Genomic DNA, 22,000 nt, shown 5'->3' with positions numbered 1-22,000 from the left:
GCCGGACGGGACTACGTTGTTCCGTATGAGCAATCTCGATCGCCAGGCGGTGCCCGCCGTGTGCGGTGGCCGTGGCTTCGTCGTGGCGGAACCGGTCCGCGAACTCCTCAGCCCGCGCCGCGTCCCGCTCGGCGAGTCGACCGAGGTCCGCCGGCTGCTGCCCAACCTCGGCCGCCGCATGGTCGGCGCCTGGTGCTTCGTCGACCACTACGGCCCCGACGACATCGCCGACGAGCCCGGCATGCAGGTGGCTCCGCACCCCCATATGGGCCTGCAGACGGTGAGCTGGCTGCACGAGGGAGAGGTGCTGCACCGCGACTCCACGGGCAGCCTCCAGCTGATCCGCCCCCGGCAACTGGGACTGATGACCTCCGGCCGGGCGATCAGCCACTCCGAGGAGAGCCCGCGCTCGCACGCCCGCCTCCTGCACGGCGCCCAGCTGTGGGTGGCTCTCCCCGACGCCCACCGCCACACCGAACCGCGCTTCGAGTACCACGCCGACCTGCCGACGGTCACGGCACCGGGCCTCACGGCCACGCTGCTCCTCGGCGACCTGGACGGCGCGGCCTCGCCGGGCACGGCGTACACCCCGATCGTCGGCGCGGACCTCGCCCTCGCTCGCGGCGCGGACGTACGCCTGCCCCTGGAGCCCGACTTCGAGTACGCGGTGCTGTCGATGTCGGGCGAGGCCCACGTGGACGGCGTACCGCTCCTGCCCGGTTCGATGCTCTATCTCGGCTGCGGCCGCACGCACCTCCCCCTGCGCGCCGAAACGGACGCGGGCCTGATGCTCCTCGGCGGTGAGCCGTTCGAGGAGGAACTGATCATGTTCTGGAACTGGATCGGACGCTCCCAGGAGGAGATCGAACAGGCGCGGCGGGACTGGACGGAGGGGACGCGGTTCGGGGAGGTAAAGGGCTACGACGGCGCTCCGCTACCGGCCCCGGAGCTGCCGGCGACGCCGTTGAAACCGCGGGGGAGGGTGCGCTGACGCCCCTGCTCACGGTCGCCTCCCGCCTCTCCTGCCGCCCGGGCGCCGGGCTCCCCCGGACTGGGACGGCCAAGGAGCGCGACGCCGATGTCCGCCGTCGTCGACCGGCTCCCGCTGGGGCCGAGCGGCAAGATACTCAAGCGGCAGATCACCTTGCCGACGCCGTAGGGACCGAACTCGAAACCGCCGTCCGTCCAAGTCGCCACCGCACGTGCGGCCACGCTCACGGCGGTCGGCGCCGGTCCCGGATTCGACGATGGGCCGCGCTACCGGGTGGCTGCGCGCGTGGGCTGTTCACCGTTGCGGGCCAGCTCGCGCTTGAGGATCTTCCCGGTGGCGGTCATCGGCAGGCTGGGCACGAACTCGACGATGCGCGGGTACTTGTAGGACGCCATCTGCGCCTTGGCCCAGACGACGAGCTCTTCGGGGGTGAGCGAGGAATCCGGCTGGAGGATGACATAGGCCTTGATCTCCTCGCCGTGGCTGTCGTGAGGTACGCCGACGACGGCGGCCAGGCTGACCTCGGGGTGCGTCATCAGCACTTCTTCGATCTCGCGCGGATAGACGTTGAAGCCGCCCCTGATGATGAGGTCCTTCGACCGGTCGACGATGTAGTAGAAGCCGTCCTCGTCGCGTCGTGCGAGGTCGCCGGTGCGCAGCCATCCGTCGCGGATCACCGCGGCGGTGGCTTCCGGCCGGCCGTAGTAGCCCTTCATCACGTTGTGGCCCTTGACCGCGATCTCGCCGACCTGGCCGCTGCCGGTCACCTCGGCCCAGTCGTCGTCGATGAGTTTCATTTCGACGCCCCACACGGGCACCCCGATCGAGCCGGGACGTGGGTCGCGGCCGGGGTCGCTGAACGTCGCGACGGGAGAGGTCTCCGACAGCCCGTAACCCTCGAGCACCGTGATCCCGAGGCGCTCTCTGACCTGGTGGGCGATCTCCATCGGAAGTGCGGAACCTCCGGAGATGCCGATCCGGAGGTTGTCCGCGATGCGCTTGACGTCTGTGCCGTCGCTGAGCGCGTTCAACAGCCCCCACCACATGGTGGGCACGCCGGCGAAGAACGTGATGGGTTCGCGGCCCATCAGGTCGACGACCTCGCGCGCGTCGAAGCGAGGAACGAGGTGGAGAGTGGCGGCCATCGAGAAGCCCGCGTGCATCTGCACCGTGGCGCCGAACGTGTGGAACAGCGGCAGGCAGAGCAGGTGGCTGTCCGAAGCCGGCGTGCTGCCGAACAGGCGGTTGCATGCCAGCACGTTCATCACGGTGTTGGCATGCGACAGCTCTGCGCCCTTGGCCTGTCCGGTGGTCCCGGAGGTGTAGAGGATGATCGCCGTGTCGGTGGGCTCGGTCGGCACCGAGTCGAACGTTGCGCGATGGCCGGCCAGGGCACCGCCGAGCGTCTCGACGCCGGCGACGGGACTGGTGGCGGCCGGATCACCGGTGATGACGAAGAAGTGCTCGACGGCGTCGACCTGCTGGAAGCCGGCGTAGCCCTCGGCGCACATGGGCAGCTCGGGGGTGCCCTCGAAACAGAAGTACGCCTTCACGTCGGCGTCGTCCAGGTGGTACGCGACCTCGCGGCTTTTCAGGAGCACATTGAGCGGGACGACGACCGCGCCGGCCTTGAGGATGCCGTAGTACACCACAGGGAAGTACGGCAGATTCGGGCAGCTCAGGGCCACCTTGTCGCCGGGGCGTATCCCGCGCTCCACGAGCAGGTTCGCGACCTGGTTGGCCGCGGCGTCCACCTGGCGGTACGTCAGGCGGGTCGAGCCCAGTACGACAGCCTCGCGGTCGGGGTACATGCGGGCCGAGTCCTCGAGCAGGATCGACAGGTTCAGCATGGTGATTCCTCACGGCTCTCGCGGCGGGCCTGCCCGTCCGCGGATGGATCCTGTGGGCCGCGCCTGCTTCCCGGCGCGGCCGTGCCTGCGCAGGCGAGGCCGTCGAAGACGTCCCGCCGGAAGTCGTCGACGCGCTCGTCCCCGCTCGCAAACCGGCGTGCGGCGGGGGCGATGACGTCGGCGGCGATCTTCCGCACTCGGTCGCGGCACTCCCGGGTCTGAGCCGGAGAGAGTAGGTCCTGACAGAGCCGGTCCGCCTGACGGGCGGGGTTCTGTGGGGCGGCCATGGTCGCCTTTCGTGCACGGGTCCGCCGCGAAGGCGCGGACCAGGATGTCGGGGAGCGGCCGCCCACCGCGGGCGGCCGGAGAACGCGGCGGGCGCCGGATCCTCAGCGCGCCGTGCGGGTCAGGCTCGCCAGAACCTGCCGCGCGGCCCGCTCGCCCGACGAGGCCGCGTCGGCGAGTGAGGGCATGTCGAGCTGGTAGTCACCTGCCAGGTACACGGGGCCGAAGTGCTCACGCAGCGTGGGCAGCGAGGCACGTCCGCCGGGCGCCCAGAACGGCACGACGCGGTGGTGACGTCGGACGATCCCCTCGTGGAGCTTCCCTTCGAGCTCGGGGTAGAGCGACAGGAGGTCGGTGGTGAACCGGGTGAGGATCTCCTCGTCGGTGAGCTCGAACAGGCGGTCGGCCACCGCGCCGCCCGCGAAGCAGGCCAGCGCGCCGCCCGGCTTCCGTGGGCCGGGACCGCGCTGGGCCGCCGCATGGTTGAACATCGCCTGGAAGGACAGCTGCGGCGTCGACACGGCGATGTAGTCGTCCCACCGCTGCGGGCCCTCCTCGCGGGTGAAGTAGCCCACCACCACGTACCGGCCGTAGTGGATGTCGTCGAACGCCGCCCGGTACCCGGGCGGGAGGCCGGGCATGATCTTCACGGCCACGTCGCTGGGAACGGCCACGATCGCACGACGTGCGCGTATCCGCGCCGGTCCGCTCGCGTCCTCGTAGTCCACGACTACGCCGTCCTCGGTCCATTCCACCGATGTCACCGGCGAGTCGAGCCGCAGCCGGTCGCCGAGGTCGGCGGCCAGGATGTCGGTGAGCGTCTGGTTTCCTCCCTCCGGCAGGGAGAAGTTGGGAACCTTCGCCGGGTCCGTCAGGAGTATGCCCATTGAGATCACGAACTGGGTCGCCGCCGTCTCCTCCGGCTCGCACCCCATCCACTGCCCGGACCAGGACCGGACCATGTCCCGCGCGACGTCGGAGCGGATGCCGCGCAGCACGTATGACGCGGGGCGGGCGTCGAGTGCCGACCGGACCCGCCTTGCCAGGGATGTGTCGGGGTTCATCGCCAGGAACGGTACGGCCGCGACGATGCGAGCGCCGACGGCCGCCAGTCCGACCCGGTCCCTGAAGCTCATCCGGGACCGGAACATCAGGCCGAACGGATTCGACGTGTCGACCTGCTTTCCGTTGAGCGCGAGGGCCACCTTCTTCCCCGCCAGCGAGCCCATGGGGACCTGGTGGCGTTCGAGGGCGTCGATCAGGGTGCCGGTGCCCTCGGTGAACTGGGTTCCGACGTTGATCCAGTAGTCGCCCTGGCGAACCGACTCCACGCGCCCCCCGGCCCGGCCGGTGGCTTCGAGCACGACGACGTCCCGATCGGACAGCGTGGTCGCCGCCATCAGCCCCGCCATGCCGGCACCGATCACGACGATCTCGCGGGCTTCTTCGCGCACGTCGCTGGATGTGTTCATGGCTTCCTCAATTCACGTTCTTGATTGCCTCGGCAGGGACGACACCCGTCCCCCGGGCGCGCGTGGCGATGATGGGCTCGGCGAGCACCTCCGCCCGGCCGGTCTCGTCCAAGGACCGGCAGATGACGCGCAGTTCGAACTCGATCGTTCGGCTCCGCCTGCCTCTGGCCGCGAGACGCGCCTCGATCTCCACGACGTCCCCGCCGCGGACCGGAGCGAGGAACTCGACCGATGAGTACCCGGCGAACAGGCTCTCGTGGCCGTCGACGACGATCGCCAGGTGTGTGCCGGCGTCCCCGAACAGCTTCAGGCTGAACGCTCCGTCGACGAGGTTGCCGGCGTAGTGGGCGTCGGAGTGGGCGACGTACCGCTGGTGGACGACGTTCACGCGATCTCCTCGTCGATGCGGCCGATCCCGGGGGCGACGGCCTCGCCGCCGATCCTGACGCCGGGGTATCCGCGCTTGGCGATCTCGGTGCACATACGGCGGTATTTGCCGACGCCGCCGACGTAGCCCATGAAGGTGGTCGGCTTGCCGGTCACGTTGGAGCCGCGGTACCAGGAGTCGGTGGTCGCGTACAGCGTCTGGTTGACCGTGGCCTCGGTGATGGTGACCCAGTCGTCCTGGGCCTCGGTGGTGGCTTCGATGACGTCGCCGCCCTCTTCCTTGGCATGGGCGATCAGGTCGGCGATCCAGTCGACCGCCTGCTCGATCGTCACGACGACGTTGCTCGCCAGCGCGGGGCTCTGCGGGCCGGCGATCATGAAGAAGTTGGGGAATCCCGCGGTCATGACGCCCAGGTAGGTCCGCACGCCGTCCCGCCACGCGTCCTGGAGCCGGCCCGCCTGAGGCGTCGTCACATTGAGCGCGTACAGGGGTCCGGTGAAGGCGTCGAAACCGATCGCGAGAACGATGGCGTCGACGTCGTAGGAGCCGCTCTCGGTGATGATGCCGCCGGAGGTCATGGTCGCGATCGGCTCGTCGCGCAGCGAGACGAGCGAGACGTTCGGACGGTTGAACGTCTCGTAGAAGTCGGTGCCGAAGCAGCTGCGCTTGGCGCCCAGCGGGTGGAACCGGGGTTCGAGCAGGGACGCGGTCCGCGGATCGTGCACGATCTGACGGATCTTCTGACGCACGAACTCCGCCGCGGTCTCGTTGGCCGCCGGATCGGTGAGCAGATCGGCGAACTCCGCGCCCACCCCGAGGAACCCGCTGCGCTCGTAGGCCCGCTCGTAGCGCTCCTGCCGCTCCGCGTCGGAGACGTCGAAAGCGCAGTCGGTCACGGGACGGTCCGGGATTCCACCGGGAGACTGCCGGCACTCCTCGCGGATGGCCGGGTACTTGCTCTTGATCTCGGCGACCGTCTCCGCGGGCAGCGGCGCGTTGCGGGCGGGGAAGACGTAGTTGGGGGTGCGCTGGAACACGGTCAGGTGCTGGGCCACCTCGGCGATCAGCGGGATGCACTGCACGCCCGACGATCCCGTGCCGATGACGGCGACCCGCTTGCCGGCGAGGTCGTCGACCGAGATCGTCCAGCGGCTCGTCGACACCGTCAGCCCGGTGAAGTTCTCCAGGCCGGGCACGTCGAAGTCCTTCGGTGTCGACAGTCCGCCCGAGCCGGCCAGGAGGTAGCGGCCGCGGCGGGTGTCACCGGAGTCGAGGGTCACCTCCCACAGGTGCTCCTGCGGAAGCCAGTCGGCGGCGACCACCCTGGAGTTGAACCGGAAGTGCCGGCGAAGGCCGAAGCGGTCGGCGACGTGGTTGATGTAGCTCAGGATCTCCGCCTGCGGGGCGAAGCGCTCGCTCCAGGTCCACTCCTGCTGGAGTTCCTCGCTGAACGAGTACGAGTAGTAGACGCTCTCGACGTCGCATCGGGCGCCGGGATACGTGTTCCAGTACCAGGTGCCGCCGACGTCGGGGGCGGTCTCGAACCCGGCGAACGTCCAGCCCTGCTCGGCCGCCTTGTAGGCCGCGTACAGGCCGGAGAACCCGGCGCCGACGCACAGGACGTCGACGACCGGGGCGGTGGAGGGGGTGTCGGTCATGGTCTCTGCCTTCTCGTGGTCCACGGGGGCCAGGCGGACAGCACGGAGCTAGTCACTTGTCTAGGTCAGGTGACCAAGAATGTAGCCACGGGCCGTGACCTCGTCAATGCCCGGCGCGGCGGTCACGACGTGGACGCGGGGCGGGCGGCCCTCGCGCCTCGCAGATGCCGCACCACGTCGTCGATCGCCGTGTCGGTCTGGGAGAAGACACCGACCTCGGTGAAGAAGCCGTGGAACACGCCCGAGTGGCGAACGGCGGTCGTGGGCACGCCGTCGCGCCGCAGTCGTTCGGCGTACGCCTCGGCGTCGTCACGCAGCGGGTCCACCTCGGCGGTGAGCACCAGGGCCGGCGGCAACCCGCGCAGGGACCCCGCCCTCATGGGTGCCGCGTACTGATCGACGCCGCCGGTACGGCCGGGGCCGATGTACTGCTCCCACAGCCAGCGCGCATCGGCCGTGGTCAGCAGGGGTGCGTCGGCGAACCGGGTCCAGGACGGCGTGGAGAACCGGTCGTCGACCGGGGGGTAGACCAGGACCTGCGCCACGGGGAGCGGGAGTCCGTGGTCGCGCAGGTGGAGACAGAGCGCGGCGGCGAGGTTTCCTCCCGCGGAGTCGCCACCCACGGCGATCAGCTCTGGATCGATGCCCCGATCCGCCGCTGAACCGCGCAGCCACGCGAGCGTGTCGAGCGAGTCCTCGACGGCGGCCGGATAGGGGTGCTCCGGGGCGAGCCGGTACTCCGGGGAGAGCACCGCCCACCCGGAGCGAGCGGCGATGGCGCGGCAGACCTCGTCCACGCCGTCGAGGGTTCCGAGGACGAATCCACCGCCGTGGAGATACATCAGCGCCGGTCGCGCTCCCGTGGCCGGTGAGCCCGGCGGCTGGTACAGGCGCGCCCGGATGTCCCCGGAACGGGTCGGGACGGTCACCGTGTCGACCCGGTCGAGGGGTGTCAGCGGACGGTCGGAGGGTGAGCTCGCCAAGAGCTCGCGCGCCGGCTGGGCGCCCAGCTCGCGGACGGGTACCGGCAGGGCCTTGGCGATCGCCTGGGCGACGAGCAGCGCGTCGGCGTCGAGGGGCTCCCAGCTCTGCGGGACGTGCTCGGTCATGTGCGGGCGCCTTCCAGCGAGATGAAAAGGGTGTTGACACGGTCTGAACCGTGCCCCACCATCCTAGTCATCTGTCCAAGTCATGCGACTAAGAAATTCTGGATGTGTGCGAAACCGTGCGGCGACCGCACGCGTCGCGTGGCTCTTGAAAGTCGAAAGGACCGAAGGATGACCGGAACCATGACGGCTCCCGCGTCGGCCTCCGCGGGTGCCGCGGACGTCGACGTCAGGATCGAGGAGGATGCCAGTCCCCTCGTGCGACTGCTCGGCCGCACGCTGCGTGACTCGGCCCGCACCGGGCACGCCGTCGACACCCTGACCCGGTCGACCGGCACCGTGGCCGTGCGCTCCCACGACACGCCCCAGGCCGCGACGATCACCTTCGGCGACCACGGCATCGACGTCGCCGGCGGCGTGCCGGCCGAGCCGGACGCCGCCGTCACCGTCGACCTCAACGCGCGCTTCGCGCCGACGGCCGACCCTGCCGGTGACGCCGACCTGGCCGGAGGCGTCCTGCGGGCGCTCACCCCGCCGCTGCCCGGGTGGCGGGATGCCGCTCAGCGGTTCTGGGACGCGACCCGTTCCTTGCCGGGCATCCCCGACGTGCTGATCGCGGTCACCGAAGGGCCCGAGGGCCTGGAGCAGGCAGTGCTCGGCGAGGGCACCACGCAGTACCTGATCGCCGGGGCTCCCGAGACCCTCGCCGGCGTGTTCTCCGGAGCCGACGACCTCGTCGCCGTCCTGTCCACGGGTGCGCTCGGCATCCAGGGCACCATGTCGCAGCTGTCGGTGATGACCGGCGCCTCCTGGAAGGTCCGTTTCGATGTCTGAGCTCAACACCACCGCCACGAGCGCGCCGCTCCGCGAATCCGGGACGCGAGCCGTCCGGCTGGAGGCGACGAACCACGAGGGATGCTTCCTCGGCAAGAACGTCTCGCCCAGGAAGTTCGCCGCGGGCAAGGATGCGGGTTTCCCCTTCGCGGATCTCCTGTTCGGCCTCGACCTCGGCAACCTCCCCGTTCTCGGCGCCGCCTTCCCCGCCTGGCGTGGCCACCTCGACGACGTCTATCTGCGTCCCGACATGTCGACCCTGGTCGAGTGGAAGCCGGGGCTCGACTCGGTCATCGGCGACTACTGGCTCAAGGACGGCACGCCGGTCCCCATCTGTCCGCGCAACCTCACGAGGAAGATGGTCGAACGTCTGGCCGGGCACGGATTCACGGCGAAGGTCGCGGTCGAGATCGAGGCGACCGTTTTCGAGGAGTCGATCCACGAGGCGCGCGCCCGCGGGTACCGCGATCTGACCCCCTTGGGCGGCAGCGCGGGTACGGGCTACCACCTGGCCAAGTCCAAGGACTGGACCGACTACATGAACGCGGTGGCCGACCGCCTCGAACAGGTCGGCATCGAGTGGGAGGCCTGGAGCGACGAGGACGCCGCCGGCCAGATCGAGCTGAACCTCGCACCGGGCGACCCGATCAAGGTCGGCGACGCCTGGGCACGCACCCGCCAGATCATGCGCGAGGTCGCGTTCGAGCGCGGGCACAGCGTGACCTTCATGGCCAGGCCCACCGCCGGTTACGGCCAGGCGTCCCACATCAACCTCTCCCTGCAGCGCGACGGCGCCAACGCGTTCTACGCCGAGAACGGACCGTCGGACACGATGCTGCACGCCATCGGCGGGCTGCTGGAGACGATGGAGGGCAACACGTCGATCGTGCTGCCGCAGATCACGTCGTACCGGCGGCTGGTCGACTTGAGTGGCCCACCGGTCACGATCAGCTGGGGCATCAGCAACAAGACCGCCGCGGTGCGCGCCGTCTGCGGACACCCCTCGTACTCCCGCCTGGAGTACCGACTCCCGGGCGCGGACGCGAACCTCTACCTCGCGCTCGCGGGCGTGCTGGCCGGCGTCATCGCCGGAGTCGAGCGGAAGATCGAGCCGCCCGAGCCGGTCACCGACATGGCGTGGTGCATGCCGCCGGGCCTGGGCATCGAGCGGATCCCGGACACCATCACCAAGGCCGCGGCCGCCCTGGAGGCCGACCTGATCCTGCGCGATCTCCTCGGCAGCGAGTTCGTCGACCACTGGATCGCGTCGCGCAAGTGGGAGTGGATGCAGTTCCACACCACCGGCGGCGACCCGCTCACCGAGCTCTCCGAGTGGGAGTCGGTTCGCTACTTCGAACTGCCGTGAGCGCGCGTGAGGAAGCCGCGACCGTGCGCCCGCTGATCGGCATCACCGGGCGGCGGTACCGGCTCCAGCTGCTCAAGGGAGTCGACGAGCGGTACGGCGACCGCTGCACCGACGGCTACATGTCGGACTTCGCGAGCCGGATCGCCGAGGCCTGCGGACTTCCGGTGCACCTGTCCTACGACACCGACGCGACGGACGTCTGCCGCTGGCTGTCGGGTGTGGTGATCACCGGTGGGCAGGACGTCCATCCGGCGTGCTGGGGTGGCGACACGGCAGTGGTCCGCGACGTCGATCCACGGACGGATCCGATGGTCCACGACGTGGCTCGGGACGAGTACGAGATCGCCCTCGTCCGAGCCGCGCTGGAGCGGGGCGTTCCCGTGCTGGGTGTGTGCCGCGGCCTGCAGGTGCTCAACGTCGCCCTCGGCGGCACATTGATCGCCGACCTTCCTCCCGGCTCCGTGAGTCACCTGTCCGCCGAGGCCGCGCCCACCGACGGCACCGCTGATCACCTCGTGTCCTTCGAGCCGGGTTCGATCGCCGCCGGCCTGTTCGGCGAGCACGCGCTGACCAACTCCTGGCACCACCAGGCCGTCGACCGCTGCGGCGCCGGGCTCGTGGTGACCGGACGGACCAGCGACGGAGTGATCGAGTCGGTGGAGCTCCCCGGTGCTCCGGTGCTCGGAGTCCAGTGGCACCCCGAATGGATGAAGAGCGCGGATCCGACGATGACGTGGATCGTCCGGGCCGCGGCGGAGCTGCTCGCGGCCCACCGCGGTGAACAGACGCACAGGAGCGTGCGATGACTCAGAACGTGGCAGTCGAGCCGGCCGGTCGCACCTCGGCGCGTCCCGCACCGGTGGTGAAGCCCGAACAGCTCGGCGAGGACCCCACGGTCCCGACCCTGACCGCGCTGCTGACACGGCGCGCACAGGACACCCCGCGGGGGGAGTTCCTGCGCTTCGGCGAACGGTCGTGGAGCTTCGCCGCCGTCGACGCATGGTCGTCCAGGCTGGCACACCGGCTGATCGAGGTCGACGGCGTGGAGCCGGGCGACCGGGTGGCGATCATGCTCCCGAACGTCGTGCACTGGCCGGTCGTGTGGCTCGCCGCCCTCAAGGCCGGAGCGGTCGCCGTGCCGATCAACTCCTCCTACCGGCGGGGCGACCTCGCCTTCGTCCTGCGGGACTCGGGCGCACGCGTCGTCTTCACCGACTCCGAACGGGCCGGGCTGATCGCCGACGTCCTGGCGACCGAGGACGGGCTCGCCGACGTCGGTGTCGTCGACGTCGCCGACGACGGGTCCAAGCCCTTCCCGCAGGCGGCGCCGACGGTGCCGGTCGAGGCCGGGACGCTGGCGAACCTGCAGTACACCTCCGGCACGACCGGTTTCCCCAAGGCGTGCATGCTCACGCACGACTACTGGGTCCGGCTGGGCTGGATCTGCGCGGCGGCGACCGGACTCGGCACCGAGGACGTGCTCCTGACGGCGCAGCCGTTCTCCTACATGGACCCGCAGTGGAACACGGCGCTGGCCCTCACGATCGGGGCCCCGCTGGTCGTCCTGCCCAGGTTCTCCGCGTCGACGTTCATGGCCGACGTCCGCCGGCACCGCGCGACGTTCTTCTACGTCCTCGGGTCGATGCCGACGCTGCTGTTCAAGCAGCCGCCCACGCCCGAGGACCGGGACAACTGCGTGCGCCGGGTGCTCTGTTCGGGCATTCCCGTCTCCCTGCACGCGCAGCTGGAGGAGCGATGGGGCGCGCCGTGGCGGGAGATCTACGGGATGACCGAGTCCGGCGTCGACCTGTTCAGCCCGTTCGCCGACGCCGACGCTGTCGGCAGCGGGAGCCTGGGGCAGCCGCTGCCGACCAAACAGGTCCGCGTCGTCGGCCCCGACGGCATCGACGTGCCGGACGGCGAACCCGGTGAGCTGGTCGTCTCGGGCAAGCCCATGATGAGCGGCTACTGGAACCGTCCGGAGGACACGGCCCGGGTCCTGCGCACCGGTGGTTCCCCGGGCAGTGAGGGCGTAGCCGTCGGGGGAGGCCGGCTCCACACCGGTGACGTCGTCGTCCGCCGGCCCGACCGGGGCATCCAACTGGTCGGAAGAATCAAGGACATGGTGCGTCGCGGCGGCGAGAACGTCGCGAGCGTCGAAGTCGAGGCCGCCCTGGAGCGCGACGACATGGTCGTGGCGGCCGCCGTCGTCGCCGTACCCGACGACACCCTCGGTGAGGAGGTCAAGGCCTTCGTCCAGCCGGCGCCCGGTGTGCCGGCCGGTCGTACGACGGCCGAGGCGATCGTCGAGCGGGCAGGCAAGGAACTCGCCCGCTTCAAGGTGCCGCGCTACGTGGAGTTCGTGGCCGACTTTCCCCGGACGCCGTCCGAACGCATCTCCAAGCCGGCCCTGAAGGCGCGCGCCGCGGAGCAGCCCGGCGTGACCTACGACCTCGGCCCGCGCCGGAACAGGACGGTGACGTCTGCCGCATCCGGCGCAGGACACCTCGACGTCGACGTCGTGCGGGGCGTCGCGGTGCTGACGCTCCGGCGTCCCGAGAAGCTCAACGCCATGGATGTGGCCACCCGGCTGCGGCTGGCCGAGGTCATCCGCGAGTTCGGGACCGGCGACAGCGTGCGCGGAATCGTGCTCACCGGCGAGGGACGGGCCTTCTCCGCGGGTGAGGACCTGCAGAGCCCGCCGTCCACGGACGCCGAGGTCCGCGAGGCGTTCGAGAGCTTCCACGACCTCACCCGTGCCGTCCTGCAGACGCAGGTACCCGTGGTCGCGGCGGTCAACGGACTCGCGGTCGGAGGAGCCTCGGAGCTCACCCTGTGCTGCGACGCCCGCATCGGAACCCCGGCGACGGAGTACTACCAGCCGGAGAACGGCCGGGGACTCACGATCTCGAACGCCTCCAGCGTGCTGCTCAGGCGTCTCATCGGGAGCCATGCGATGCGCATGGTGCTGGGATCGCCCCGTGTCCGGGCCGAGGAGGCGCTGCGGATCGGGCTCCTGGACCAGATCGTCGAGCCCGACGCCCTGATCGACCGGGCCATCGACACCGTCATCGAGTGGACGCCCGAGGGCAACACGACGGCCCTCCACCTCGCTCTGCTGCGCCCGCAGGCGGAGGAGGTCGAAGCGGCCTTCGCCCGTGAGGACCTGGCCGCGCGGACGGCGTGGGACAGCGGAGTCCTCAGCGCGGGGATCAAGGGCTTCTGGTCCGCCAGGGGCGCCGGCGCGTAAGCCTCACCTGCCCGCGCCTCCGCCCTGACCTGCACCTTCAACAGACCGATGCCACAGGAACCGACAGAGGGGACGTCGTCATGATCGACACCCAGGCCGCGGTGCTCACCGCGGTCAATGAGCCGCTCGAACTGACCGTCATCCGGGTGGACGACCCGGAGCCGCACGAGGTGCGGGTCGCGGTCACGAACGTGGGGCTGTGCCACAGCGACCTGCACTACATGACGGGGACGGTTCCGACCGGCCTGCCGGTCGTGGTGGGGCACGAGGTGGCGGGCGTGGTCGAGGCGGTCGGGGCGCAGGTGGCCGGCCTGCGTCCCGGGGACCGCGTGGTCGGCGCGCTGACGCCGTCCTGCGGCCTGTGTGCCAACTGTGAGGCGGGACGGCCGACCCAGTGCCGGCGGGTCGAGGAGATACGCCGCCGTCCGCGGCCGGCGTTCCGGACCACGGACGGCCGGCCGATCGAGCGGCTCGGCGACATCGGGGCGTTCTCCCGGCACGTCCTCATGCGGGAGAACGCCCTGGTGAAGCTCCCCGACGGCGTACCGCTGCACGTCGGGTGCCTGCTGGCCTGCTGTGTCGTCACCGGTGTCGGCGCCGTCTTCCGCGGCGCCCGGGTGAGGCCCGGCGGCACCGTCGCGGTCATCGGCTGCGGCGGCGTCGGATCGGCCATCATCCAGGGGGCCAGGCTCGCCGGAGCGTCGGCGATCGTCGCGATCGACCTGGACGACGGGCGGCTCGAGGCCGCGCGCGGCTACGGCGCCACCCACGTCATCAACGGTGTGGGCGGCGACGTCGTCGCGGAACTGCACCGGCAGCTGGGCGACGGGGTGGACTACTCCTTCGAGGCGGTCGGCTCGGCCCGTACCGCGGCGACGGCCGTGGCCCTCCTGCGCCCGACCGGTACCGCGTGCCTCGTCGGAATCGCGCCCGGAGGTACCGAGCTGACCCTCCCGGCGTCGGACTTCTTCTTCGAGGAGAAGCGGCTCATCGGCTCCTACATGGGCTCCGGCCAGGCGCGGCAGGACATCCTCCAGCTCGCGCGCCTCTACCAGCAAGGGCGCCTGCTGCTCGACGAGATGGTGACGCGGGTCATCCCGTTCGGCGAGATCAACGCGGGCTTCAAGGCGATGAAGTCCGGTGACGTGACCCGCATCGTCGTCGACCTCCAGTCCTGACCGACGAGTGAACACAGAGGTGAGCTCCATGGCGAGCAACGAGATCACGATTCCCCAGCCGGTGAACTACATCGCCGACGAGTGGAGCCAGTGTCCGACGGTCGACGACGCCTGGAACGTCGACCCCAATACGCGCGAGCCCGTCCACCGCTTCGTCACCACGGCACCCGACGATCTCGAACGGGCGCTGCGGCACGCGGAGCGCGTGTACGACATCGGCCGCTGGGACGAGAACGCCCGGCGTGAGCGCGCCGGCATGCTGGAGCGCGTCGCCGCGATCCTGGAGACCCGCGCCGAGGACATCGCGCGGACGGATTCGCTGACCAGCGGCACACCCATCGGCGTCACACGCAAGGTCGCGGCCTTCCTGCCCGCGAGGATCCGGGCGTCGGCGTCGGACCTGGTGAACATCCCGCGCGTCACCGCGCTGGCCGCCGGCGGCCGCGACGTCCGCCTCTACAAGGTGCCGTGGGGCCCGGCCGCGATCCTCACGCCGTGGAACGGTCCGAGCTTCATTCCCGCGGCCAAGATCGCCAGCGCGATGGCGGCGGGCTGTCCCGTCATCCTCAAGCCCTCGGAGCACGCACCCGGCAGCGCGCAGATCATCGTCGAGTGCTTCGTCGAGGCGGGCCTGCCGAGCGGCGCGCTGCAACTGGTGCACGGCGGCGGCGACGTCGGCGCCAGGCTGACCGCCGACTCGCGCGTCAAGGTCGTCTCGTTCACCGGCGGACCGGGTGCAGGCCGCGCCGTCGCGCGGGCCGCCGCCGAGGACTTCAAGGTGCTCCAGCTGGAGCTCGGCGGCAACAACCCGGTGCTCGTACTGGACGACGCCGACCTCGACGTCGCCGCCGACGGCATCCTCGACGGCATGACCAAGCTCAACGGCCAGTGGTGTGAGGGGCCGGGCAAGATCCTCGCCCACCGCAGCCTGGTCGAGCCTCTTCTCGAGGCGTTGACCGAGCGGATCTCCAAGCTCGTCGTCGGCCATTCGCTGGACGAGGACACCGAGTTGGGCCCGATCTCCAACGCGCCGCACTTCCGGACCCTGCAGAGCAGGATCGAGGGGCTGCGGGACCTCGGGGCGAGCATCCACGGGCCCGCCCGGCTGCCCGAGCTCGACGGCTTCTTCCTGTCGCCGACGATCGCCGCCGGCGCCGACCCCGCTCGGGCCACCGCCGAGCTGTTCGGTCCGGTCGCATCCCTGCACGCCGTGGACTCCGACGAACAGGCCTTGCGCATCGCCAACGCCCATCCCTCGGGCCTCGACGCCTATGTGTTCGGTGCCGACACCGACCGTGCGATCGACGTGGGCTCCCGCCTCCTGGCCGGCGAAGTGCGCGTCAACGGGGCCAAGCTCGCCGACCTCGGTGAGGAGTCGGCACAGAGCTTCTGGGGCCCGGCCGGTATCGGCGGCCACGGACCGGCGGAGTCGGTACGCGTCTTCTGCGGTGACCGGGTGGTCGGCGTCGACTCGCCCGATCTGCCGTTGTGAGACCTCACCGTCCTCACAGTGCTGCGGGCGCGGAACCGAGCCGAGCCGCGAGCCAGCTGTCGAGTACGGAGACGGAGATGTCCATCTGCTCCATCGCGGCCGACCGGTCTCCGTAGGTGAACCAGTTCAGGGCGAAGCCGTCGGCCAGGGAGGCGATGACATAGGCGATCTGGTTGATGGTCTCCGCTTCGACCGGCTGGTCGGAGCCGGCGCCCCGCAGCACGGTCCGCACCGTTTCCAGAGCCTGGTCGTACACCGCGATACCGCGGCCTCCGTCCTGACGCCCCGCCCAGCTGATCAGTTCCAGTGTGGCCGCGGTGAAGCTGGCCGACTCCAGGTAGAACTCCATCACTCCGCGCAGGAGTTGGCGAGCCGTGTCCGTCAACCCCGCATGTGGGTCACTGGCTTTGATCACCTCGCGGAACTGGCCGGCCACGAAGTCGTAGACATCGGCGAAGAGGTCCTCCTTGGAGTCGTAGCAGTAGTGCAGCATCGCCAGGTTCGCCTGAGCCTGCTCGGCAATCCGTCGGGTTGTCGCGCCCTCGATGCCGTGCGTCGCGATGACTTCCACTGCGGCGTTGATGAAGTCGCTGCGCCGTTGGGCGGCGGGAATCCGGCGTGCCACGTGACCCTCCCGTTGTGAGGCGCCCACTCAGTCGGACGCTTGATTAAGTCAACGCCCAGCTTAACAGCCCCCTCTCCTTTGATCCGCGATTTCTTAGTCAGATGTCTTGAGCGGATGACTAAGTTTGCTTTAGCGTATGAGCCCGATCACAAAGGCCTGCTCAGCGCCCCCACCTCCGGTGCGGCCCCAGCCCTTCCCTCCAGAACGGACCCCTGTCATGACGAAAAGCGAACTCGCGCGTCTCGCTTCAGACACCACCCCGGACACCGCGGTCGAGGTGATCCTGCGCGACGGTGGCGTGATCATCGAAGGACTCTTCGACGAGGCCACGATCGAAGGCATCAAGAAGGACCTGGACCCCGTGCTGGACGGGGTCGACACGGGCCTCGACGAGGTGTTCGCCGGCAACCGGACCAAGCGTGCGTGCGGCTTGTTCGCGCGGACCGAGCACATGGCGACGATCGCGCTGAACCCGTTGTACCGAGGCGTCGCCGAGCGCATCCTCGACAAGCCGATCGCCGCCCACATGGGCGAGGAGTCGGTGCCTTTCCCCGCGGGGATGCACATCGGCGGGACGATGGCCATCAAGATCGGCCCGGGACAGGGCTCGCAGCCGCTCCACCGCGACGACTCGGTCTGGCTGTGGCGGCACCCCACCTACCAGCGCGAAGCGCGGGTGCAGATCATGGTGGCGGTCAGCGACTTCACTGCCGAGAACGGCGGCACCCTCGTGATTCCGGGCTCCCACCTGTGGGACGACGAGCGCGCGCCGCGCCTGGAGGAGGCGGTCCCGACGCGGATGAAGGCCGGCTCGGCGCTCATCTGGATCGGCTCCACCTACCACGGTGGCGGCCGCAACATCACCTCGGACGAGCACCGCTTCGGCCTGTCGATGGGCTACGACCTCGCCTTCCTGCGCCCCGAGGAGAACCACTTCCTCACCTACACGCTCGAGCAGGTCCGGTCCTTCCCCGAGGAGATCCAGCGGGCACTCGACTGGTCCTCGGAGCACTACGTCGGCTGGGTCGAGGTCGGTGGGCAGATGTCCGACCCCAAGGACCTGCTCGGCCGCGAGGACTACACAGCCGTCGGCGCCGGGCTGCCCGGTCACCTCTGAGAAAGCCGGCCTAGGACATGGACATCCAAGGAACACTCGGCCGGGCCGACGCGCAGGCCCCGGCCCGTACCGCCGCCAACAAGAGGGCGCTGATCGCTGTCGCCGCCCTGGTGGTCACCGTGACGAACGCGGTGGCATTCATGGTGCCACCGCTCCTGCCCCTGATCACCTCCAGTTACGCGCACAACTCGGTGAGCGCCGCGACCTGGATCTTCAGCGCGCTCACACTGGGCGGCGGCGCGGGATTCGTGCTCATCCCGCGGTTGACCGACATGCTGAGTGAGCGTGCGATGGCGTTGCTCGCCGGAGGACTTCTCGCGGGAGGCGCACTGATCGCGGCGATCGTCGACAACTACATCGCCCTGGTGATCGGATCGGCGCTCCTCGGCTTCGGCAGCGCCGCCCAGTTGCTGCCGCTGAGCTTCCTGCGCCGGCACCTGCCCGGCAACGGCGTGTCGACGGCGGTCATGGTCATCGTCATGGCCACCGGGAGCGGTGTGGTGCTGGGCATGGTGGGCGGCGGAATCTCCGTGCGCATCTGGCCGCTCCCCGCCCACCTCAACGCGGACGGCTCGCTGCCGAGCCTGTCGATAGCCCCCTTCTACTACATCCTGGCCGCGCTCTTCGTCATCACCACCGTCGCCATGCTGGCGGTCGTGCCGAACTCGCCCCCGCAGTCCAAGGGCCGGCTGGGCGTCGTGAACACGGTTTGGCTGATCGGCTGGGTGGCCCTCATCCTGCTGCCCCTGAGCGCGCCGCCTGAGAGCACCATCGGCAAGAACAGCGCCGTCATCCTCCTCGTCGGCGTGGCCGGGGCCATCGCATGGGTCTTCGCGGAGCGCCGGTCCACCAAGCCGGTCTTCGACATCGGGGTCCTGCGTACGCCCTACGTCACCACGGCCTGTCTGTCGGCCGGGCTCTTCGGCTGTACCGACGCCGCGTTCCTGGTGCTGGCCAACTACTACGCTCAGACCCCGAACGGCCTGCCCGTCTCGACCGACGGCGGGCTGACGGGCTGGTCGACGAAGTTCGCGGAGTACGGCCTGTCGTACGACCCGCTGACGACGAGCCTGATCATGCTGCCGTTCGCGCTGACCATGTTCATCAGTGGCAAGTACTCCGAGAGGCTCATCGCTCGCGGCCGCCCCGGTGCCATCCTGATCGGCGGCGCGGCGATCTGCGCGGCCGGCCTGCTGTTCCTGGCCGTTGCTCATGACCGGCCGTGGGAGTACGTCGTCGCGTCGGGCGTCATCGGCCTGGGAAGCCGGGCCGGCTACAGCAGCGCCTTCGCCATACCGCAGTTCGTCGTCCCGGAGGAGAAGGCCGGTATGGCGGCCGGAATGCCCGGGACGGTCATGGCCATCGGTATCGCGATCGGTGCCGCAGTCGTCACGATCGTGCTGAACGCATCCGGATTCGTGTACCACTCGACGGACGTCGCCGGCATGACGGCCGGCAGTCTGCACCCCTCGGCGGTGGACCTCAAGGCTTCGGACTACCTCCTCGAGGGTGCCCACATGCCGAGTGCTCACGCGTACACGACGGCCTACTGCCTCTCGCTCATCTTCCCGGCCCTGGTCATCCTCGCGACGGTCCTGTCGCGACTGCGGCACAAGGGCGGCTTCAAGGCGGTGCTCGAGCAGCACACGCTCGGCTGACCCGCAGATGCGCGCGGGAGGCGCCGCACCCGGCCGACCCTCGCACGGATCGCCTCCTCCTCACCAACCCGGACGTCAACTCAAAGGAACCGGAATCATGAAGGACCTGCTCTTCATGCTGGCCGATCTCTGGATGATCTTCGCCGGCTTCTTCTGCGGATGGAAATTCATCCGACGGTACGGCAACTACCTGCTCGGTCTGGAATGGATGATCGTCGCCACGTCCGGCTCGAACTTCCTCGTCTGGTCCCTCCTCGGAGGCGACCCGGACAGCGTCCTGTACGACATCGCGTACTTCTTCGATGCCTTCTCGAGATCGGTGGGCATCACCCTGATTCTCGTCATGGGCCTGATGCGCGTCACGCACCGGTACAAGCCGACGTTGGCAGCCGACATCGGCGCGTTCGCGCTCGCCATCGTCGCCGGGCTGTATCTCCAGCAGTTCCGCGGTCATGAGCTTCACGTCGGCCCGGCGACGTACTACGTCGTCGTCAACGCACTGACGACCCTGTTCCTCGCGTACTTCTCGGGGCGGCTGTGGAAGATCCGGGCCAGGGGCCTGGCCGTCGCCACCGCGCTGGCCACCGCTGCGGGCACTGCCATCGCACTCATCTACGACTTCTTCCCCATCCCGGGCGACGACGAATACCGCACCATCCACTACACCCTCGCGCTCACCACCTGGGGAGTCCAGCTCTTCGTCTACTTCGTCGCGTATCGCGCTCTGCACAACCACAACGTGGCGACGGGTGCGGAGCCGGCTTCGAACGAACGGACCGCTGCTCGGGCCTGAGCGGCACCCCCAGGAACAGAGCACGCTCGGAAGGAAATGCAATGAAGACCGACCACGTGGAGTACACCACCTTCAGCGGCTGGGTCGATCCGCCGGTAGACGTCCGGCCCGCACTGACCGGGGACCTCACCTGCGAGGTGGCGGTTGTCGGCGGCGGCATCGGAGGCATGTCGACGGCCCTGCGACTGGCCGAGCGCGGTCAGGATGTGGTGCTGCTGGAGGCCGAGTTCTGCGGACACGGATCCAGTTCCCGGAACGCGGGGCAACTGGCGGGTGCTCCAGGTGGAGACCTCCAACTCCTCAATCTGCTCTACCGCAAGAAGATGCCCGGCATGATCCGGCTCGCCGAACACGCCGCGCACCACGTGGAGGACCTCATCAAGACGCACGGCATCGACTGCGACTACGAACCGACGGGCAACGTGTTCGCGGCGGTGTCGCGTGGACAGCTGGGCCGAGTGCGCCGAGTGACCAAAATTCTTCAGCGCGCCGGCTGTCACGTGGAACTGGGCACCAGCGAAGAGCTCGGCATCCCGCGCGGATTCCTCGGCGGAATGCGCGAGATGGTCGGGGGAATGATGAATCCCGGCAGATTCACCCTGGGTCTGCGCCGCGTACTGCTCGGCTCGTCCGCGCGGGTCTTCGAGCAGACGAAGGTCACCGACGTCACGCGCGACCGCGGTCAGGTGGTCCTCACCACTCCGCAGGGTCAGGTGACGGCGAACAAAGTGGTCCTGGCGACGAACGCGCACGCGGGGGAGTGGGACATCACTCCTCCACGGCTGTCCGTGCCCATCTACGTCATCGAGGTGGAGACCGAGCCCATCGAGCCGGCCCGTCTGGCGGCATTGGGATGGACCAGCCGGTCGGGACTGGTCACCCAGCACAACATCATGGAGAACTACCGCCTGACGCCGCGCAACACCATCGTGTTCGGTGTCCGACGGCTCGAGCGCGGCACGACCTACCCGCTCCCGCAGAAGAAACCGGACCCGGCTCTCGTCGACGAACTCGCAGACGCCTTCGCGACGCGGTTCCCCGCTCTGTCCGACGTCGCGATCGAGCGTGCGTGGGGAGGGTGGATCGCCATCACCTCGTCCTGGCTTCCACTGGCCGGGCAGATCGAGGACAACGTCTTCTATTCGATCGCCTGCAACGGTCACGGGCTGGCTCAGGCCCCCTACGTCGGAAGCCTCATCGCCGATCTCATCGCCGACGGCGAGCGGCACGAGGACCTGGAGGGATTGTGGATGAAGGAGCCCAAGTTCCCCCGTCCGATGATGATGAGTGCGCTGGGACTGCGCACCATCTGGGCCGTCGACCGCTTCAACGATCTGGTCAACGGAAGCCGGCGTAATGCCCGGCGAGGCGCGGTGCCGGTCGCCTGACCCTTCGGGCCGGCCGGCAGGGAGTGACATCCACGATGGTCCCGCGCCCCACGAACAGGCCTGACCGCCCGTGACAGCCCATGACGGCCCAGGACACCCCCGACGCGGCCCGGCGTCGCGACGGGCGGCGCGACCACGTCCAGGACCACGTCCCGAGCTCCACCCTACTCACAAGAGAGTTCCGTGCCCTCCTCCTTCGTTCCGAAGCCGCCCGGTGAGGCGGCGACGGATGCCCGTCCGCAACGCGCCGAAATGCTCCGCCGAGCCGTACACCGTGCCCAGCGGGTGTTTCTCGCCGTGAACGCAATTCCCATGGCCGTCGGTGTCGCCCTGTCCTGCGCCTCCGGCTTCGCCGCTTTGCCCGTGTACGGGCGGCTGACGCTGGGGATCGTCTGGGGAGTCCTCCAGCTCGGCGTCTTCGTCGGCAGCGTCTGGTGGTACGAGCACCACGCGACGCGTGTCTGCGATCCGCTCGAACAGTCCCTGGCGTCCGGCGTGCCCCTGACCGGGGCGCCGGGCGCTTCTCCGGCCGACGAGCCGTGGCGGTGA

Annotated in this window: 18 protein-coding genes; 12 read left to right on the top strand and 6 right to left on the bottom strand. The window is 69.6% G+C overall.

Annotated features, from left to right (window positions below; translation table 11 throughout):
* Window positions 1–25: 25 nt before the first annotated feature.
* Window positions 26–991, top strand: coding sequence for a pirin family protein (locus AB0E88_RS29080; RefSeq protein ID WP_361636577.1), 966 nt, complete (start codon window positions 26–28; stop codon window positions 989–991).
* A 266-nt stretch (window positions 992–1,257) separates the two neighbouring features.
* Here AB0E88_RS29080 and AB0E88_RS29075 read toward each other — a convergent pair whose 3' ends face one another.
* The 5 genes from AB0E88_RS29075 to AB0E88_RS29055 all read right to left on the bottom strand — a co-directional run bounded on the left by AB0E88_RS29075 (window position 1,258) and on the right by AB0E88_RS29055 (window position 7,753).
* The gene (locus AB0E88_RS29075) at window positions 1,258–2,841 is read right to left on the bottom strand and encodes a long-chain fatty acid--CoA ligase (RefSeq protein WP_361636574.1); all 1,584 of its coding nucleotides are present in this window, start codon (window positions 2,839–2,841) and stop codon (window positions 1,258–1,260) included.
* A gap of 389 nt (window positions 2,842–3,230) precedes the next feature.
* On the bottom strand, window positions 3,231–4,598 hold the full coding sequence (locus AB0E88_RS29070) for an NAD(P)/FAD-dependent oxidoreductase (protein ID WP_361636572.1): 1,368 nt from the start codon (window positions 4,596–4,598) through the stop codon (window positions 3,231–3,233).
* 7 nt (window positions 4,599–4,605) lie between these two features.
* Window positions 4,606–4,986 (bottom strand): hotdog domain-containing protein, encoded by a 381-nt coding sequence (locus tag AB0E88_RS29065; RefSeq protein WP_361636569.1) that lies wholly within the window; start codon window positions 4,984–4,986, stop codon window positions 4,606–4,608.
* Window positions 4,983–6,644 (bottom strand): NAD(P)/FAD-dependent oxidoreductase, encoded by a 1,662-nt coding sequence (locus tag AB0E88_RS29060; protein ID WP_361636566.1) that lies wholly within the window; start codon window positions 6,642–6,644, stop codon window positions 4,983–4,985. Before AB0E88_RS29060 ends, AB0E88_RS29065 begins: the two co-directional genes overlap by 4 nt.
* 122 nt (window positions 6,645–6,766) lie before the next feature.
* Window positions 6,767–7,753 (bottom strand): alpha/beta hydrolase, encoded by a 987-nt coding sequence (locus AB0E88_RS29055; protein ID WP_361636564.1) that lies wholly within the window; start codon window positions 7,751–7,753, stop codon window positions 6,767–6,769.
* Between the two features lie 168 nt (window positions 7,754–7,921).
* On the opposite strand from AB0E88_RS29055, the gene AB0E88_RS29050 reads away from it, so the two are divergent.
* From AB0E88_RS29050 to AB0E88_RS29025, 6 genes are all read left to right on the top strand, one after another.
* The gene (locus AB0E88_RS29050; protein WP_361636561.1) at window positions 7,922–8,584 is read left to right on the top strand and encodes a hypothetical protein; all 663 of its coding nucleotides are present in this window, start codon (window positions 7,922–7,924) and stop codon (window positions 8,582–8,584) included.
* On the top strand, window positions 8,577–9,950 hold the full coding sequence (locus AB0E88_RS29045) for a glutamine synthetase (RefSeq protein ID WP_361636558.1): 1,374 nt from the start codon (window positions 8,577–8,579) through the stop codon (window positions 9,948–9,950). Before AB0E88_RS29050 ends, AB0E88_RS29045 begins: the two co-directional genes overlap by 8 nt.
* A complete protein-coding gene (locus tag AB0E88_RS29040; RefSeq protein WP_361636555.1) occupies window positions 9,947–10,756 on the top strand; it encodes a gamma-glutamyl-gamma-aminobutyrate hydrolase family protein in 810 nt (269 codons plus the stop codon). Before AB0E88_RS29045 ends, AB0E88_RS29040 begins: the two co-directional genes overlap by 4 nt.
* A complete protein-coding gene (locus AB0E88_RS29035; protein ID WP_361636552.1) occupies window positions 10,753–13,200 on the top strand; it encodes an AMP-binding protein in 2,448 nt (815 codons plus the stop codon). The genes AB0E88_RS29040 and AB0E88_RS29035 overlap by 4 nt, the downstream gene beginning before the upstream one ends.
* A gap of 80 nt (window positions 13,201–13,280) precedes the next feature.
* On the top strand, window positions 13,281–14,378 hold the full coding sequence (locus AB0E88_RS29030) for a Zn-dependent alcohol dehydrogenase (RefSeq protein WP_361636549.1): 1,098 nt from the start codon (window positions 13,281–13,283) through the stop codon (window positions 14,376–14,378).
* A 28-nt stretch (window positions 14,379–14,406) separates the two neighbouring features.
* Window positions 14,407–15,870, top strand: coding sequence for an aldehyde dehydrogenase (locus tag AB0E88_RS29025; protein WP_361636546.1), 1,464 nt, complete (start codon window positions 14,407–14,409; stop codon window positions 15,868–15,870).
* A 13-nt stretch (window positions 15,871–15,883) separates the two neighbouring features.
* On the opposite strand, the gene AB0E88_RS29020 is transcribed toward AB0E88_RS29025, so the two are convergent.
* Window positions 15,884–16,495 (bottom strand): TetR/AcrR family transcriptional regulator, encoded by a 612-nt coding sequence (locus tag AB0E88_RS29020; protein WP_361636545.1) that lies wholly within the window; start codon window positions 16,493–16,495, stop codon window positions 15,884–15,886.
* 217 nt (window positions 16,496–16,712) lie between these two features.
* Here AB0E88_RS29020 and AB0E88_RS29015 point away from each other — a divergent pair, with 217 nt between their 5' ends.
* From AB0E88_RS29015 to AB0E88_RS28995, 5 genes are all read left to right on the top strand, one after another.
* A complete protein-coding gene (locus tag AB0E88_RS29015; protein ID WP_361636543.1) occupies window positions 16,713–17,612 on the top strand; it encodes a phytanoyl-CoA dioxygenase family protein in 900 nt (299 codons plus the stop codon).
* A gap of 17 nt (window positions 17,613–17,629) precedes the next feature.
* Window positions 17,630–19,270: an MFS transporter gene (locus tag AB0E88_RS29010; RefSeq protein WP_361636541.1), complete on the top strand. Its 1,641-nt coding sequence runs from the start codon at window positions 17,630–17,632 to the stop codon at window positions 19,268–19,270.
* Window positions 19,271–19,367: 97 nt separating this feature from the next.
* Window positions 19,368–20,063: a transporter gene (locus AB0E88_RS29005; protein WP_361636538.1), complete on the top strand. Its 696-nt coding sequence runs from the start codon at window positions 19,368–19,370 to the stop codon at window positions 20,061–20,063.
* A 41-nt stretch (window positions 20,064–20,104) separates the two neighbouring features.
* Entirely contained in the window at window positions 20,105–21,451 is a 1,347-nt protein-coding gene (locus AB0E88_RS29000; protein ID WP_361636535.1) for an FAD-dependent oxidoreductase, read from the top strand.
* A 297-nt stretch (window positions 21,452–21,748) separates the two neighbouring features.
* Window positions 21,749–22,000 carry a DUF485 domain-containing protein gene (locus AB0E88_RS28995; RefSeq protein ID WP_361636532.1) on the top strand — a complete coding sequence of 84 codons (252 nt, stop codon included), beginning with the start codon at window positions 21,749–21,751 and terminating at the stop codon, window positions 21,998–22,000.

The sequence above is a fragment of the Streptomyces sp. NPDC028635 genome, assembly GCF_040637635.1.
Classification (GTDB): Bacteria; Actinomycetota; Actinomycetes; order Streptomycetales; family Streptomycetaceae; genus Streptomyces.
Note: the sequence above shows the minus strand (reverse complement) of the source record. Positions and strands in the feature narration are given on the sequence as shown.

What these genes read in the sequence shown, in the direction of transcription:
- AB0E88_RS29080 (WP_361636577.1), top strand. Translation starts at nt 26, where the DNA reads ATGAGCAATCTCGATCGCCAGGCGGTGCCCGCCGTGTGCGGTGGCCGT.
- AB0E88_RS29075 (WP_361636574.1), bottom strand. Translation starts at nt 2,841, where the DNA reads ATGCTGAACCTGTCGATCCTGCTCGAGGACTCGGCCCGCATGTACCCC.
- AB0E88_RS29070 (WP_361636572.1), bottom strand. Translation starts at nt 4,598, where the DNA reads ATGAACACATCCAGCGACGTGCGCGAAGAAGCCCGCGAGATCGTCGTG.
- AB0E88_RS29060 (WP_361636566.1), bottom strand. Translation starts at nt 6,644, where the DNA reads ATGACCGACACCCCCTCCACCGCCCCGGTCGTCGACGTCCTGTGCGTC.
- AB0E88_RS29055 (WP_361636564.1), bottom strand. Translation starts at nt 7,753, where the DNA reads ATGACCGAGCACGTCCCGCAGAGCTGGGAGCCCCTCGACGCCGACGCG.
- AB0E88_RS29050 (WP_361636561.1), top strand. Translation starts at nt 7,922, where the DNA reads ATGACCGGAACCATGACGGCTCCCGCGTCGGCCTCCGCGGGTGCCGCG.
- AB0E88_RS29045 (WP_361636558.1), top strand. Translation starts at nt 8,577, where the DNA reads ATGTCTGAGCTCAACACCACCGCCACGAGCGCGCCGCTCCGCGAATCC.
- AB0E88_RS29035 (WP_361636552.1), top strand. Translation starts at nt 10,753, where the DNA reads ATGACTCAGAACGTGGCAGTCGAGCCGGCCGGTCGCACCTCGGCGCGT.
- AB0E88_RS29030 (WP_361636549.1), top strand. Translation starts at nt 13,281, where the DNA reads ATGATCGACACCCAGGCCGCGGTGCTCACCGCGGTCAATGAGCCGCTC.
- AB0E88_RS29025 (WP_361636546.1), top strand. Translation starts at nt 14,407, where the DNA reads ATGGCGAGCAACGAGATCACGATTCCCCAGCCGGTGAACTACATCGCC.
- AB0E88_RS29015 (WP_361636543.1), top strand. Translation starts at nt 16,713, where the DNA reads ATGACGAAAAGCGAACTCGCGCGTCTCGCTTCAGACACCACCCCGGAC.
- AB0E88_RS29010 (WP_361636541.1), top strand. Translation starts at nt 17,630, where the DNA reads ATGGACATCCAAGGAACACTCGGCCGGGCCGACGCGCAGGCCCCGGCC.
- AB0E88_RS29005 (WP_361636538.1), top strand. Translation starts at nt 19,368, where the DNA reads ATGAAGGACCTGCTCTTCATGCTGGCCGATCTCTGGATGATCTTCGCC.
- AB0E88_RS29000 (WP_361636535.1), top strand. Translation starts at nt 20,105, where the DNA reads ATGAAGACCGACCACGTGGAGTACACCACCTTCAGCGGCTGGGTCGAT.